We start from the raw sequence: 14,735 nt of genomic DNA on the forward strand, positions 1-14,735 counted from the left end.
TCAGTCGGCGGTGGCCGCCTGGGCGGCCACGAACTCCAGGACCGCATCGCTGGTCCCGGTGTTCGACTGGATATGAATGGCCAGGTCGCTGGACTTCAGCCCGGCCAGGAACAGGCGCGCCGCCTCGAGGTCGAGTGCATTCAGGTCCCAGTGGCTGAGGCAGAGACTGTCGTCACTGACGAAGGATCGCTTGCTCTCGTCGGCGAGCGACATGACGTAGGTCCCGTAGGTGATGAACTCCGAGAAGTCGAGGCTTGACCCCACGCAGTCCTGCCAACGCTGACCGGTGACCTCCTGGATCCGGGCGAGCATCTCGCGCACCAGGGCCGGATCGCAGCTCATGATGCCCCCGATGTAGTCGGGGGACTCGGCCTCGACCTCGCCGACCGCGAGGAGCTCGAGCGCTCTCCGTCGCTCGGCGACATGCCGCTTCATCCCCGCCCAGATGCCGTTCGGCTTGCGGTACAGACGGACCACACCGTCCGGGCGCCGGAACGTCGACTCCTCGATGGGCCTGATGACGAGCACGTCGGAGTCGAGGATGAGCGCGACGTCGACGTCCAGCTCCGCGACGACGGCGAGCTTGACGATCTGCTGGAGGATCCAGCCGCGGATCGGGAGCCACGGGCGTGCGAGGTTGATCGACGCGACGCGGAACCCGCGCGGAAGGTAGGGCAGGCGCGCCAGCCTCGTTGTCTCCACGAACCACCTGGGAAGCACCTGACGCTGGTTGATCACCTCGAGCCGGGATGAGTCGATCGACTCGAACAACGGCACGTCAGCCCCGGGAACGGCGACGATGTGCCGCACCGACGGGTCGGTGTACTTCGCGACCGACTCGTGAAGCCGCGCAAAGCTCGCGAAGTCTGGCCGATAGCTGGTCGTGACGACGGCAAGGCTCATCGCGATGAGCCACCTTCAGCCGGCAGGGCCGGAGACATCGCCTCCGGGCCGGACGCCTGGAGCAGCGACGACCACGACCCCTCGCGGGCCAGGGTGCGCAGCACCTCGCGGTCCACCGGGCGATAGGCCCGGGCCGCCGCGTGGAGCATCACGAGGGCGCGGTACAGCGCCGCGTACGGGCGGCCGTGGTGCTTGCGCACGTACCGGACCCGGTTGACGTTCATGAGCTTGATCAGCTCCACGGACCGCCCCGAGCCACCCCTCTCGTGGCACACCTCTGCAGCCGGCTCGTACCAGACCGTGAACCCCGCCTCGCGGACACGACGGAGGAAGTCGGTCTCCTCCGAGTAGAGGAAGAACTGCTCGTCCCACGGCCCGACGGTGTCGGCGACGGACCGGGAGATGAACAGGGCCGCACCCGTCGCCCAGTCGGCGGTGCCGACCTGCTCGTACCGCGCGGGGTCGAAGATCGTCTCGCTCAGCGCTCCGGGCCGGCCCGGGAACAGCGGCCCGCAGGCGGCGTCGCCGATCGCCCGCAGGAGAGATGGCTCGCGGCGGAGCGAGGGGTACGTCGTCCCCTCGAGGTCGACGATGTGCGGCACCGCGACACCCGGCCCGGAGGTGGCCAGCCGGGCGCGCAGCGCCTCGATGCATCCGGGGCGCAGCTCGAGGTCGGAGTTGAGCACGAGCACGGCCGCGGCGTCGCCGGCGTGCTCCATGGCGACGTTGACGCCTCCGGCGTAGCCGAGGTTGCCGCCCGCGGCGACGGCGACGACATCGTCGTGGGCTCGGATCGCCTCGAGCGTGCCGTCGTCGGAGTCGTTGTCGACCATCACGACGCGCAGCCGCTGGTCGTCGCCGGTCTGTGCGCGCAGCGTCGTGATCAGCTGCTCGACGTGCTCTGCGTTGCGGTAGGTGACCACGAGCACGGCGACGTCCGCGTGCTCGCCCTCGCGGGCGAAGCCGGGGCCGGTCACCGGGGCGGGGAGGCCCGCGACGTCGGCCGCGGTCACGCGTCCTCCCCGTGCCTGAGAGCTCGGTACGCCGGTGGTCCGTCGACCAGGTAGCGCCGCGCCAGCCGCTTCGGCTCCAGGGCGAGCCGCCACGCCCACTCGAGCCCGTGGTGGGCGACCCACTCCGGGCAGCGCGTGACCCGGCCGGCGAGGAAGTCCACCACCGCTCCGAAGGCGAGCAGCACGCGTGCGCCGGAGGCGGCGCCGTAATGGTCGATCCACAGTTCCTGCCGAGGCTTGCCGAGGCAGACGACAAGGATCCCGACGTCCGCTGCGGCGATCTCGGCCGCCAGCGTGTCGGCCGACTCCGTGTCCAGCAGGACCGTGCGAGGCGGTGCCCACATGCCGGCGATGGCGAGGCCCGGATAGAGGGTCGCGAGCGCCGTGCGCAGCTTCTCGTGGGTCTCCGGCGACCCGCCGAGAAACCCCACGGAGACGCCGTCGGCCTCGGCGGCGGCCAGGATCGGCCCCGCGAGGTCACTTCCGGCCAGCCGCGGCCACGGCCTCCCGGTGGCCCGCCGAGCCTGCTCGGCGACGGGGGCGCCGTCGATCAGGTGCAGCCAGCTGACCGGAGCGCCGGCGCCCTCGCGAATGCCGAAGTTCCCGTTCAGCGGGGCGCCCCGCCCGAACCAGTGCAGGTGGTCGAGGTTGACGGAGACGACCCCGAGCGGGCGGCCCTCGGTGGCGACGCTGCGCGCGCGAATCGTGGACAGGGCGCCCGCGTGGTCGAGCAGGTCCACCGGCACGCCGCCCATCCGGATGCGGGAGGGGGCGGCGTGATCGGCGACCAGGGCGGTTCCCGGTCGGGCTGCGGGGTGGTCGACGACCGACGTCATCTGTCCTCCGGTTCCATGAGGCCTGGTGGCCTGAATCACGCTAGTCCGCGTCTCGCGAGCGGCCAGGGGGCGCGGGGGCGAAAACCCCGGCACCCTGGGTGAAATGGCTGGCCGGGCCCGGTGGGTGAAATGGGTGGGTCAGGGCCGATTTCACCCCGCTCGGTCTGGGACACGGCGGCGTCGTCGGCGAGTGTGGACGCGTGAGTGCGCAGACCGGGAACCGTTCGCCCGCACGTCCGTCCCCGCGCGTCGCGACCGGCCGACGCCGTGCCGTGGCGGGCGGGCTGGTGGGGTGCGCGGCGATCGCCGTCCTGGTCGCGGCGCGCGTCGATGCGCTGCCCCTGCTCCTGCCGCACCTGACCGGATGGGACACGGTCATCGCGAGCCGGCTCGCGGACAACGTCCACGGGATGTGGCGAGTGATGCGGGGAGGCATCAAGTACCTGCTCGCAGCCGGCCTGTTCATCCTCATCCTCTTCTGCGCTCGCGACCTTGTGGTTCACGGACGCCGGCGCAGTGCCGCGGTCGCGATCGCCGTCGCCGTCGCCGCGTACGGGACCGTCGAGCTGGTCAAGGCAGTCCTGGTGCCGTCCCCCGCCTGGGTGGCCGAGGCCGCGCCGTGGCACGTGATGAGCGGGCACGTCGCCGCCGCGGCTGCGACGGCGGTACCGGTGCTCGCCGCGACGCGCCGGGCGCGCGGCTGGGTCGCCGTGCTGGCTGTCCTCGTCATCGCGGGCACCGGGGCCGGGGTCGTGCTGGCCCGGTGGCACACGGTCGCCGACGGGTTGGCGTCGATGGTGGTGGTCGTCGTGTGGGCGGTCGTGTCGGCCGCCGTGGTGCGGACGGCGTCGCGCGGCCGCGCGAGCGGGCAGGCAGCCGCGTACCGGTCTACGCGCAGCCGCCTGGGAGCGGCCGGCGCCCTGCTGGCGGGGGTCGCCGTGATGGTGCTCGCGACCGTGACGCCATCGACGGGCCACGTGACGACGGGCATGATCGCGGCGGCGGCGCTGCTGGCCGGCGCGGGGCTGGTCTCCGTCGCCGCCGCTCTCGAGCTGGGCGCCGCGCTGGCGCAACTGGATGGCGGGCCGACGGCCCGGGAGAGGGAGAGCTGATGCCGAGGATCGCGGAGTCCGCGGACGTCGACGAGCGCGCGACGATCGGGGAGGGGACGTCGATCTGGCACCTCGCGCAGGTGCGCGAGGATGCCGTCGTCGGGCCCGGGTGCAACGTGGGGCGCGGCGCGTACGTCGGCCCCGGTGTCCGCATCGGGGCGAGCTGCAAGCTGCAGAACTACGCGTTGGTCTACGAGCCCGCGGTGCTGGAGGACGGTGTGTTCATCGGCCCGGCCGTCGTGCTCACCAACGACCTGTACCCGCGCGCCGTCAACCCCGACGGATCGCTCAAGTCGGCGCACGACTGGGACGCCGTCGGCGTGACGGTGCGCACGGGCGCCTCGATCGGTGCCCGGGCGGTGTGCATCGCGCCGGTGACGGTGGGGCGCTGGGCCACGGTCGCCGCCGGCTCGGTCGTGACGAGCGACGTGCCCGACTTCGCCCTCGTCGCGGGGGTCCCGGCCCGCCGTCTGCGGTGGGTCGGCCGTTCCGGGGTCCCGCTCGTCGACGACGGCGAGGGGCGCTGGCGCTGCCCTGCCACGGGGGAGACGTACACCGAGACGGACGGGCTGCTCTCCGCGGACGCCGAGGGCTGAGCCGGCTTTCAAGTAGCGGGTGACCTCCGCTACGGTCGGTGCGCGTCGCACGACAAGGAGGTCCCGTGACCCGACATGCCGCACTCGAGCCGCACGTCCCGCCGACCCAGGAGCTGCCGGCGGTGCCGCGCCACGCGGCCCCGGGCGTGCATGTCCCGCCCCCCGACAGCACGGACGGACCCTCCGCTGCGGCGCTCGTCGCAGCACTGGTCGGTCTGGTGGTGCCGCTCGTGTCGGTGCTCGCGATCCTGCTCGGCAGCCTCGGCGCGAGCCGGGCGGCGCGGCGTGGAACCCGAGGGCGCGGCCTGGCCCGGGCCGCGGTGACGCTCGGCGTGCTCGAGCTGGCCGTGACCTTCGTCGTAGCGCTCGGGGCGTGGTGGGTGTGGGAGGCCTACGGCGACGACCTGCGCGGCGGGCTGCACGGCGTCGCGCAGGTCTCGGAGCAGTACGCGGCGCTCTCGGCGCAGGTGGACAGGCTCGCCGACGGCGACGTCGGCGCCGCCCTCGACCTGGCCCGCGAGCTCGGGCCGGACGGCCTCGTGCAGCTCGCCGGCGACGCGGGCGAGCTGCAGGGACTCGCCGACACGTGCCGGTCGGGTGACACGAGTGCCTGTACCGCGCTGCTCGACGCCCTGCCTGCGGGGCTCGCCGCAGGCGGATGAACCGTGCTCAGCGAGAGCGCGAGCCGGGGATCCGCTACCGCTGCTCTCCGCGCTTGCGGATCACCCGGGCGGGCACGCCGGCGGCGAGGACGCCGCCCGGCAGGTCCTTGGTCACGACGGCGCCTGCGGCGACCACCGTGCCGTCCCCGATGCTCACGCCGGGCAGCACCACCACCCGGGCGCCGAGCCACGTGTCGGCCCCGATCGACACGTCTGCCTCCCGCTTCGGCGCATCCATCACTGGCCCGGGAGCGGCGTCAAAGTCATAGTTCGACGCCGTGATGAACACGTCGGGGGCGAACAGGGCGTGGTCGCCGATCTCGATCCGCCCCGACGAGTCACCCGCCCACAGCGAGCAGGATGCGCCGATCTGGGCGCCGGCACCGATCCGGACGCGCTCACCGTTGCGGATCGAGACCGTCGGCGACACCTTGGCGCCAGCCCCGACGGAGGCGGCGCCCAGCTCGGCACCGTCGTAGGCCAGGAAGTTCGCGACGCGCGCCCACTGCTTCCAGGTGGAGAGGCGTACCAGACGCAGCGTGGCCGCGCGGGCCCCATGGTGCAGTCCCATCTGCTCTCCCGTTCCGCTCATCGATCCGAGCCCGACACTAACCAGGGCCTCCGCACGCCGGTCTGCCCGTCGGCGCAGATCACCCGTCGTTCACCCGGCCTTGCCATCAGCGGTCGACGTTCGCGGGCTTCGGGTGCGTCTTGACGGCGTGGAGGACGTTCGCCTTGGCATCCGTCAGGCGCATCACCGACGAGGTGCCACCGATCCGGAGCACGAGCAGCTTGACCAGCCTGCGGGATCCGTCCCGCAGCATGCGCAGTGGTGCGCGGAGCATCCGGTCGGCCAGCCGGTCACCGACGGCCGGCTCGGGCAGGTCGCCGATCGCGACGGTGAACCGACCGAGGTACGGGCGAGCGCTGACCAGCCGCCCCCGCACCCGGTTGCTCACATTCGCGCCGTGCACCACCTGGAGCCACGCGGGTGCTCCGCCCAGCCGGAGGGCGGGCATGTGGACCTCTAGGCGGTTGTGCCAGTCCGCCCAGCACGTCATGGCGTCCTGCCAGGGCTCGACGACCGAGCAGAACGCGTTCGAGCGGTCGCGTCGCGCGTACAGGTGCGTGCCCTGAAGGATCAGGCCGTTCTCGAGGTACACCGCGGTGCGCTCGGCCCGTGCCAGGCCGGCCTCCCGCAGCCGTGCCACGAAGTCGACCGCGACGGCGTCGTCGTTGTCGACGTTCGTCGTGAGCAGCCGCTCGGGAGGTGTTCCGAGAACCTCGGCGATGTCCTCGAGCATCAGGGCGCCGGTCACCGCGTCGCGCCGCAGCACCGTGAATGCTCCCGGCGCCGTGCGCTCGATCCACTCGACGAACCACGGCGGGCTGGCCGGGTCGACGTACACGATCCACGAGAAGTCACGGACCGTCTGCGCCAGCATGCTCGGCAGGCAGTACGTCTCGAAGAGTGTGACCCGGTTCCGCAACCAGCCCTCTTCCGCTCGGATGAAGGCTTCGGCGCCGACGGACGGCAGGTTGAACCGGGTGACGACGACGTGGCCGAGGGTCTGGCTCACCGGAGTCCTCCATTGACAATGGGTACTCGGTGCGGTGAGCAGGTCGGTGACGGCCGCACCGTTCTTGGCAGGATCGTTTTCACGTTAGTTCATCGACTTACCGCGGCCTCGAGCCACTCCGGGGTGAAAACCAGGGGTACCTGGGTGAACGTCACCGGCGGGGACGTGCCCGTGCGCGGATGCCGACGGTAGCCTCAAGGCGATGCCAGGGCGGGTGAGCGTGATCATCCCCGCGCATGACGAGGCCGCAGTGATCGGCCGCGTACTGCGTGCGCTGGTTGCGTCCGACGCCGACGAGCGCCTCGAGATCGTGGTCGTCGCGAACGGGTGCACGGACGACACCGCGCGAGTCGCGGCGGCGGCATCGCCCCGCGTCACCGTCGTCGACATTCCGACGCCGTCGAAGATCGCCGCGCTGAACGCAGGCGACGCTGCCGCGACCGCGTTCCCGCGGGCCTATCTCGACGCCGACATCACGGTCACCGCCGAGGCGATCTGCGCCGTCGCCGACAGGCTCGGCGCTGACGGGCCGCCCTATGGCGGCGCGCCGCGGCTCATCATCGACACCGACGGCGCGAGCCTGCCCGTGCGCCTGTACTACCGGGTGTGGGAGCTGACCGAGTACCGGCGCCGGGGGATGATCGGCTCCGGGATCTACGTCGTGTCTGCCGCGGGCCGTGCGCGTTGGGGGCTGTTCCCCGACGTCATCGCGGACGACCTCTATGCGCAGCGGATCTTCGAGCCGCACGAGCGGCTCGTGGCCGACGACCAGTTCTTCAGGATGCGCGCGCCGCTGACGTTTCGGTCGTTCCTGCGCCGTCAGACACGCATCGTCGCCGGCAACCACGAGTTCGCCGACCAGTTCCCCGAGCTCGACCACGAGGGCGGGGTCCGGAGCACCAGCGTGCTGGTAGGGCGTGTGGCGCGCAGGCCCCTGCTATGGCCGGCGGGGCTCGTCTACCTCGTCGCCAACGTCGTGCCCAGGTTCCGTGCCGCCCGGTTGCGGGCCCGCGGAGTGGGGCAGTCGTGGAACCGGGACCAGACGAGCCGGGACGCCGTCGCCGAGCCAGACGCTGTCTGAGCAGTCAGGATCGCGCCATGAGCGCAGCCTCAGACGACGGGCTCGGGTCGTGCGTGCACCTGGGCGAGCTGATGGGCCAGCCGCACCGCGAGGCAGGCAGCGAGGAACGTCGGGTTCGCCTCGCCGGCCGTGCGGAACACGCTGCTCGACGCGATGTACAGGTTGTCGGACCCGTGGACGCGGCACTCACGGTCGACGACTCCGTCGGCGGGGTCGGCGCTCATCCGCGTGGTCCCGATGCTGTGGAAGCCGTCGGTGGCCTGCTCCCACGCCGAGGCACGGACGCCCTCCGGGGTCGGCGCGAGGTACTCGATCCGGCCGATGCCCGCCCGCCGGAGCTGCTCGTCGAGCAGCTCGTGGCAGCGCAGCAGCGAGTCGATGTCCTGCTCGACGTACCGGTAGTCGATGCGCAGCTCGGGGCTCCCGTCCTCGCGCGTCTGGACGAAGACACGGCTGTCCGGGTTCGGGACCTGCTCACCGTGGTAGTGGATCGCGTACCGGCCGCCGTCGTTCCGCAGGATGAAGCCCGGGCGGCGAACCTTCGCCAGGTAGCGCTGCCGCAGGACGTCGAGCACGTCCGCCGCGGCCCGCCAGGGCTTGCGCAGGACGTTGATCACGTGGGCGCGGAAGTGGTACGGCGGCTGGCCGATATGGCGCAGGCGGATTCCCTCGGCGATGAGGCGGCTGCCGACAGGGCGGATGGCCAGGCCCAGGAAGACCAGCGAGAGCGTCGGGTTGCGGTGCTCGTACTCGTAGAACGGCGGGTTGTCGAGGTAGAAGCTCGTGTTCAGCACCCTGTGCCGGCGCTGCGCCTCCTCGGTCAACGTGAACCGGCGGCGCACGTAGGTGCCACCCGCGTCGCGCTCGAAGTCGAGCTCGGCCGCGCGCGACGGGTCGTCGAAGACGATGTCGGCGATGCTGCCGGTGGCGTGGCCCATGTAGTAGCGGCCGAGCGGTCCGTCGACGCCGCCGAACAGGGCGGGGCGGTTCTGCTGGACGCCCAGCAGGAAGCGCGTGATCTCGAGGCCACCCATCGCGAGCACGTAGGCAGGGGCGGTCAGCCGTGTCGTCGTGCCGGCACGACTGACGACGAGCGCCTCGACCGATCCGTCGTCGGCGAGGTCGAGGTCGGTGAGCCTGGTCTCCATCAGCACGTGGATCAGGGGGTGCTCGAGGACGCGTGCGCCGAGGCCGGGCGCGAGCTTGGGCTGCCGTGCCCAGCGCTCGAGCTGCGACATCTCGAAGTCGTCCAGCCCCTCCCAGTCGGGTTCGGTGCTGCGGAACGTCGCGGTGCCGCAGTCGAGGTATCGCGCGGCCGCACCCTGCCACTGCTCGACGTCGTGGACGTCGATCGGCCACTCGCTGTCGGGGACGTAGTCCCGGGCCTCGAAGTCGATCGGCTCGAACCGGACGCACCGTCCGCCCCAGAGCCAGGACGTCCCGCCGATCCCGCGTCGGGTGGTCTGCTCGAGAGGCGCGTGACGCGCGGCGTCGACGACGCGGGTGGGAAGGCCCTCACCGGCCAGGTCCACGTCGCGGCCGCCGGACGTCGCCGTCCCGGCGTCGACCAGCAGGACCCGCTTTCCCAGCTCTGCCGAGGCGAGCGCGGTGCTCAGCCCGACGGGGCCGGCGCCCACCACGCACAGGTCGATGTCGGCCGGAAGGGCGTCCTGGTCGGCGATGATCGTCACTTCCACGGCTCCCGTGCTCGTACGGCTCGCTGCGTCCCGCTCCCGAACTCGCGGTGCCAGTCACGGTAGTCGGCAGCCCGCGCCGGGCCCGGTGCGCGGAGCGGGCGAAAACCACGATACCCAGGGTGAAAAGGCCGGTCCCGGTAAGCCTTGTCCAGCGCGTCACCTGCCGCCGGTCTCGGCGAGGGCAGGGCCCGGCGGCGTACCCTGGTCGGAGCCCGGATGACCCCGCCCCAGGGGAGATCCGGGCCCGTCGTCGTGCGTGCTCCGGGGGCCGATCCTGTCGAGGCCTCCGGGCGCGGAGCCCCAACCACCGGAGCGTCACCCGTGAACCTCACCGGCCTCGTCCCCGCCCTCCTCGCCGACGCCGGCGCCACCGCCGCGCTGGAGGACGTCCGCGCGCGCGGGTTCGTCGACGTGGTCGGACCGCAGGGCGTGCGGGCCCCGCTGCTGGTCGAGGCCGCGAAGCAACGCCCGCTCGTCGTCGTGACGGCGACCGGCCGGCAGGCCGACGAGCTGGCCGCGTCCGTGCGCGCCTACCTGCCCGACGAGCAGGCCGACGACGTCGCGGTGCTGCCGAGCTGGGAGACGCTGCCGCACGAGCGCCTGTCCCCGCGCGCGGACACGGTGGCCCGCCGCATCGCCGTGTTCCGCCGGCTGGCCCACCCGGCCGCCCAGGCCGGGCCCACCGGGCCGATCCGCGTCCTGGTCATGCCTGTGCGTGCGCTGCTCCAGCCCGTGGTCGCAGGCCTGGGCGAGCTCGAGCCGGTCGCGCTGCACGACGGCGACACCGCGGACCTGACCGACCTTGCCGAGCGGCTTGTGGCCGCCGCCTACACGCGCGTCGACATGGTGGAGCGCCGCGGCGAGTTCGCGGTGCGCGGCGGCATCCTCGATGTCTTCCCGCCCACCGAGGACCACCCGCTGCGCGTGGAGTTCTGGGGCGACGAGGTCAGCGAGATCCGCTGGTTCTCCGTGGCCGACCAGCGCTCGCTCGAGATCGCGCAGCAGGGCGTGTGGGCGCCGCCGTGCCGCGAGATCCTGCTGACCGACGCCGTCCGGGCGCGCGCCGCGGAGCTCGTCGAGCAGCTGCCGGGCGCGATCGAGATGCTCGACAGGCTCGCGGCGGGCGTCGCCGTCGAGGGCATGGAGTCGCTCGCCCCGGTGCTGGTCGACGACATGGTGCCGGTGCTCGAGCTGGTGCCCGACGACGCGCTGCTGGTCGTCGACGAGCCCGAGCGCGTGCGCCGTCGGGCCCATGACCTCGTGGCGACCACGGAAGAGTTCCTCGCGGCGGCCTGGACCGGTGCGGTCGCGGGCGGCCAGGCTCCCATCGACCTCTCGGCGGCAAGCTTCGCGAGCCTCGCCGAGATCCGCGAGGTCGCGGGGCGGCGCGCGCTGGGCTGGTGGACGCTCTCGGCGTTCGGCCTGGACCCCGAGGCGGACGAGCTCTCAGGCTCGCCAGCGGTGGGCGGATCCGACGACGACGGCGTCACCACCCACGTCGTCGCCGCCCGCGACGTCGAGTCCTACCGCGGAGACCTCGAGCGGGCGCTCGGCGACATCCGCCGGCTGCAGCGCGAGGGGTGGCGCCTCGTGCTCACCACCGAGGGTCACGGCCCCGCCAAGCGCATGACCGAGCAGCTCATGGCGGCCGACACCGCTGCCCGTCTCGTCGCCGGGCTCGACGAGGAGCCCGGGTCCGGCGTCGTCCTGGTGCTGCCCGCCCTGGTGGGCAAGGGCTTCGTGGCCCCCGACCTGAAGCTCGCCGTCTTCTCCGAGTCGGACCTCACGGGCCGGCAGGGCACCGGCACGCGGGACATGCGCAAGCTGCCCAGCCGCCGCCGCAACGTCGTCGACCCGCTGCAGCTGCGTGCGGGCGACTACGTGGTGCACGAGCAGCACGGCGTCGGCAAGTTCGTCGAGATGGTGCAGCGCACGCTCGGGGCAGGCGCCAACGCCGCCACGCGCGAGTACCTGGTGCTCGAGTACGCGAGCAGCAAGCGGGGCCAGCCGGGGGACCGGTTGTTCGTCCCGATGGACCAGCTCGACCAGGTGACCAAGTACGTGGGCGGCGAGGCGCCGAGCCTGTCCAGGATGGGCGGGGCCGACTGGAAGAACACCAAGGCGAAGGCCCGCAAGCACGTCCGCGAGATCGCGTCCGAGCTGATCCGGCTCTACAGCGCCCGCATGGCCACCGAGGGCTACGCCTTCGGACCCGACACCCCGTGGCAGCGCGAGCTCGAGGACGCCTTCATCTACGTCGAGACGCCCGACCAGCTCTCCACGATCGACGAGGTCAAGGCCGACATGGAGAAGCCGACGCCGATGGACCGCCTCGTGTGCGGCGACGTCGGGTACGGCAAGACGGAGATCGCCATCCGCGCGGCGTTCAAGGCGGTCCAGGACGGCAAGCAGGTCGCCGTCCTCGTCCCGACGACGCTGCTGGTCCAGCAGCACTTCGAGACGTTCTCCGAGCGCTACCAGGGCTTCCCGGTCAAGGTCGCAGCGCTGTCGCGCTTCCAGTCCGCACGCGAGTCCGAGGAGACCATCAAGGGCCTCAAGGACGGCACGGTCGACGTCGTGATCGGCACGCACCGCCTCATCACCGGCCAGGTGCACTTCAAGGACCTGGGCCTGGTGGTCATCGACGAGGAGCAGCGGTTCGGCGTCGAGCACAAGGAGACGCTCAAGCAGCTGCGCACCAACGTGGACGTCCTGGCGATGTCCGCGACCCCGATCCCGCGCACGCTCGAGATGGCCGTCACGGGCATCCGCGAGATGTCGACCCTCCAGACGCCGCCTGAGGAGCGCCACCCCGTGCTCACGTACGTGGGCGCCTACGAGGAGAGGCAGATCACCGCGGCCGTCCGCCGCGAGCTGCTGCGCGAGGGCCAGGTGTTCTACGTCCACAACCGCGTCGAGTCCATCGAGCGCGCCGCGCAGCGCCTCAACGAGCTGGTGCCGGAAGCCCGCATCGGCGTTGCCCACGGCAAGATGGGCGAGCACCAGCTCGACCAGGTCATCCGCGGGTTCTGGGAGAAGGAGCTCGACGTCCTGGTGTGCACCACCATCGTCGAGACCGGCCTCGACATCTCCAACGCCAACACGCTCGTCCTCGAGCGCGCCGACATGCTCGGGCTCTCGCAGCTGCACCAGCTGCGCGGGCGCGTGGGCCGCGGGCGCGAGCGCGCCTACGCGTACTTCCTGTATCCGCCCGAGCGGCCGCTCACCGAGCAGGCGCACGACCGGCTCGCCACCATGGCCGCCCACACCGACCTCGGCGCGGGCATGCAGATCGCCATGAAGGACCTCGAGATCCGCGGCGCCGGCAACCTGCTGGGCGGTGAGCAGTCCGGCCACATCCAGGGCGTCGGGTTCGACCTGTACGTGCGCATGGTCGGCGAGGCCGTCCAGGCCTTCCGCGGCGACGCCCCGGAGGAGCAGCCCGAGGTCACGATCGAGCTGCCGGTCGACGCGCACCTGCCCGAGTCCTACATCGCCACCGAACGGCTGCGCCTCGAGGCGTACAGGAAGATCGCCGCGGCCGGCGACGCCCCTCTGCTCGCCGAGGTGCGCGCGGAGCTCGTGGACCGCTACGGCGCGCTGCCCGAGGTCGCCGCCGCGCTCTTCGAGGTCGCCGGCTTCCGCAACCACGCCCGCCGGGCGGGCCTTACGGACGTCACCGCACAGGGCAAGTTCGTGCGGTTCGCCCCGGTGGACCTGCCGGAGTCGGCGCAGCTGCGCCTCAAGCGGCTGTACCCGGGCACGATCCTCAAGCCGGCGATCCGCGCGTTCCTGGTCCCGTTCCCGACGACGGCCCGCATCGGCGGCCGCCCGCTGCGGGGCGCGGAGGTGCTGACGTGGGCGCGCCAGCTGATCGACGCGGTGATCGTGGGCGAGGTCTCGGCCGCCGCGGCAGCGGCGACCCGCTGACGCGCGGCCGGCCGTCAGGCGGCTGCCGCGTCCACCTGGGTCTCCAGGTGGCGGGCGATCTCCAGCGAGGCCGTCGCTGCAGGGCTCGGCGCGTTGATCACGTGGACCTGGCGGCGGCCCGTCACCACCAGGAAGTCGTCGACCAGCCGGCCGTCGCGGCCGAGCGCCTGCGCCCGGACGCCCGCGGGTGCGGGCACGACGTCGTCCGGCCCCAGCTCCGGCACCAGCCGCGCCAGCGACCGCGCGAACAGCCGCTTCGACGCCGATCGGGCCACCTCGCGCGCGCCCGGCATCAGGTTGCGCGCGCCCAGCCGCCACAGTCCCGGCCAGCCGAAGGCGTCGAGCACGTCGCCGGGCACGACGTCGCGCCAGCGATAGCCCTCCCGCGCGAGCGCGAGCACGGCGTTGGGCCCGGCGTGCACGCCCCCGTCGACGCCGCGCGTCAGATGTACGCCGAGGAACGGGAAGCGCGGGTCCGGCACGGGGTACACCAGCCCGCGCACCAGGCGCGCCGCCGTCGGCGTGAGCGACATGTACTCCCCGCGGAAGGGCACGATCCGCGCAAGCGGGTCGACGCCGCACGCGCGCGCGAACCGGTCGGCGTACAGGCCGGCGCACGCCACGACGGCGTCCGCGGTGAGGGCCTCCTCGCGCTCGCCGTCGAGCGCCACGCGGACCTCGACGCGGCCGGGCCGCTCGACGACGGACCGCACCGGCGCTGACAGGCGCACCTCGCCGCCGGCGTCGGCGACCTGCTTCGCGAGCACGGCGCAGACGCCCGGGTAGTCGACCACGCCGGTCGTGGGCACGTGCACCGCGGCGACGCACGCCACGTGGGGCTCGACGTCACGCGCCTCGTCCGGCGTCAGCCACCGCAGCCCCTCGACGCCGTTGGCGGTGCCGCGATCGAGCAGCGTGCGCAGCCGCGGCACCTCCTCGCCGGACGTCGCCACGACGAGCTTGCCGCAGATGTCGACGGCCACGCCGTGCTCGCGCGCGAACGCCACCATCGAGCGCGACCCGGCCACGCCGAGCCGCGCCTTGAGCGAGCCGGGGGCGTAGTACAGGCCAGAGTGGATCACCCCGGAGTTCCGGCCCGTCTGGTGCGCCGCCAGCCGCTGCTCCTTTTCCACGACGACGACGTCGTCGCCCCGTGCCGCCAGCCGCGCGGCCGTCGCGAGCCCGACGATCCCGGCACCGACGACGACGATCCTCATGCGTGCCTCCTCATCACCGGGGACGCTAGCGGCCCGCGCGCCGCCCCGTCAGGCGGCTCCCGGGTGAACTGCCGGGTGAGGTGGCTCCGGGCATCCACAATTGGTTCA

The 14,735-nt window shown here is 72.8% G+C and carries 12 protein-coding genes; 5 read left to right on the top strand and 7 right to left on the bottom strand.

The genetic code is table 11. The features are described 5' to 3' along the window. From ACO4JP_RS04555 to ACO4JP_RS04565, 3 genes are read right to left on the bottom strand one after another with little or no spacing between them, the layout of a single operon-like run. Positions 1–903, bottom strand: coding sequence for a DUF6492 family protein (locus ACO4JP_RS04555; protein ID WP_425956200.1), 903 nt, complete (start codon positions 901–903; stop codon positions 1–3). Then, positions 900–1,916: a glycosyltransferase family 2 protein gene (locus ACO4JP_RS04560; RefSeq protein WP_425956201.1), complete on the bottom strand. Its 1,017-nt coding sequence runs from the start codon at positions 1,914–1,916 to the stop codon at positions 900–902. The genes ACO4JP_RS04555 and ACO4JP_RS04560 overlap by 4 nt, the downstream gene beginning before the upstream one ends. Then, on the bottom strand, positions 1,913–2,752 hold the full coding sequence (locus ACO4JP_RS04565; protein ID WP_425956202.1) for a WecB/TagA/CpsF family glycosyltransferase: 840 nt from the start codon (positions 2,750–2,752) through the stop codon (positions 1,913–1,915). Before ACO4JP_RS04565 ends, ACO4JP_RS04560 begins: the two co-directional genes overlap by 4 nt. Before the next feature lie 200 nt (positions 2,753–2,952). On the opposite strand from ACO4JP_RS04565, the gene ACO4JP_RS04570 reads away from it, so the two are divergent. The 3 genes from ACO4JP_RS04570 (at position 2,953) to ACO4JP_RS04580 (ending at position 5,122) form a co-directional block, all read left to right on the top strand. Further along, positions 2,953–3,864 carry a hypothetical protein gene (locus tag ACO4JP_RS04570; RefSeq protein WP_425956203.1) on the top strand — a complete coding sequence of 304 codons (912 nt, stop codon included), beginning with the start codon at positions 2,953–2,955 and terminating at the stop codon, positions 3,862–3,864. Then, positions 3,864–4,460 (top strand): acyltransferase, encoded by a 597-nt coding sequence (locus ACO4JP_RS04575; protein ID WP_425956204.1) that lies wholly within the window; start codon positions 3,864–3,866, stop codon positions 4,458–4,460. Before ACO4JP_RS04570 ends, ACO4JP_RS04575 begins: the two co-directional genes overlap by 1 nt. Positions 4,461–4,525: 65 nt before the next feature. Then, positions 4,526–5,122 (top strand): hypothetical protein, encoded by a 597-nt coding sequence (locus tag ACO4JP_RS04580; RefSeq protein WP_425956205.1) that lies wholly within the window; start codon positions 4,526–4,528, stop codon positions 5,120–5,122. Between the two features lie 34 nt (positions 5,123–5,156). Here ACO4JP_RS04580 and ACO4JP_RS04585 read toward each other — a convergent pair whose 3' ends face one another. After that, positions 5,157–5,693, bottom strand: coding sequence for an acyltransferase (locus tag ACO4JP_RS04585; protein WP_425956206.1), 537 nt, complete (start codon positions 5,691–5,693; stop codon positions 5,157–5,159). Between the two features lie 106 nt (positions 5,694–5,799). Next, a complete protein-coding gene (locus ACO4JP_RS04590) occupies positions 5,800–6,702 on the bottom strand; it encodes a glycosyltransferase (protein ID WP_425956207.1) in 903 nt (300 codons plus the stop codon). 202 nt (positions 6,703–6,904) lie between these two features. On the opposite strand from ACO4JP_RS04590, the gene ACO4JP_RS04595 reads away from it, so the two are divergent. Continuing rightward, on the top strand, positions 6,905–7,783 hold the full coding sequence (locus tag ACO4JP_RS04595; protein ID WP_425956208.1) for a glycosyltransferase: 879 nt from the start codon (positions 6,905–6,907) through the stop codon (positions 7,781–7,783). Positions 7,784–7,812: 29 nt separating this feature from the next. Here ACO4JP_RS04595 and ACO4JP_RS04600 read toward each other — a convergent pair whose 3' ends face one another. Further along, a complete protein-coding gene (locus ACO4JP_RS04600) occupies positions 7,813–9,480 on the bottom strand; it encodes a GMC oxidoreductase (protein ID WP_425956209.1) in 1,668 nt (555 codons plus the stop codon). 321 nt (positions 9,481–9,801) lie between these two features. Between ACO4JP_RS04600 and mfd the strand changes: the two genes are divergently transcribed. Beyond that, positions 9,802–13,410: a transcription-repair coupling factor gene (gene mfd / locus ACO4JP_RS04605; RefSeq protein ID WP_425956210.1), complete on the top strand. Its 3,609-nt coding sequence runs from the start codon at positions 9,802–9,804 to the stop codon at positions 13,408–13,410. A gap of 14 nt (positions 13,411–13,424) precedes the next feature. Here mfd and lhgO read toward each other — a convergent pair whose 3' ends face one another. Further along, complete coding sequence (gene lhgO / locus ACO4JP_RS04610; protein ID WP_425956211.1) at positions 13,425–14,627, bottom strand: L-2-hydroxyglutarate oxidase; 1,203 nt, start codon at positions 14,625–14,627, stop codon at positions 13,425–13,427. Between the last annotated feature and the right edge of the window lie 108 nt (positions 14,628–14,735).

This window comes from Xylanimonas sp. McL0601, assembly GCF_049852175.1.
Classification (GTDB): Bacteria; Actinomycetota; Actinomycetes; order Actinomycetales; family Cellulomonadaceae; genus Xylanimonas.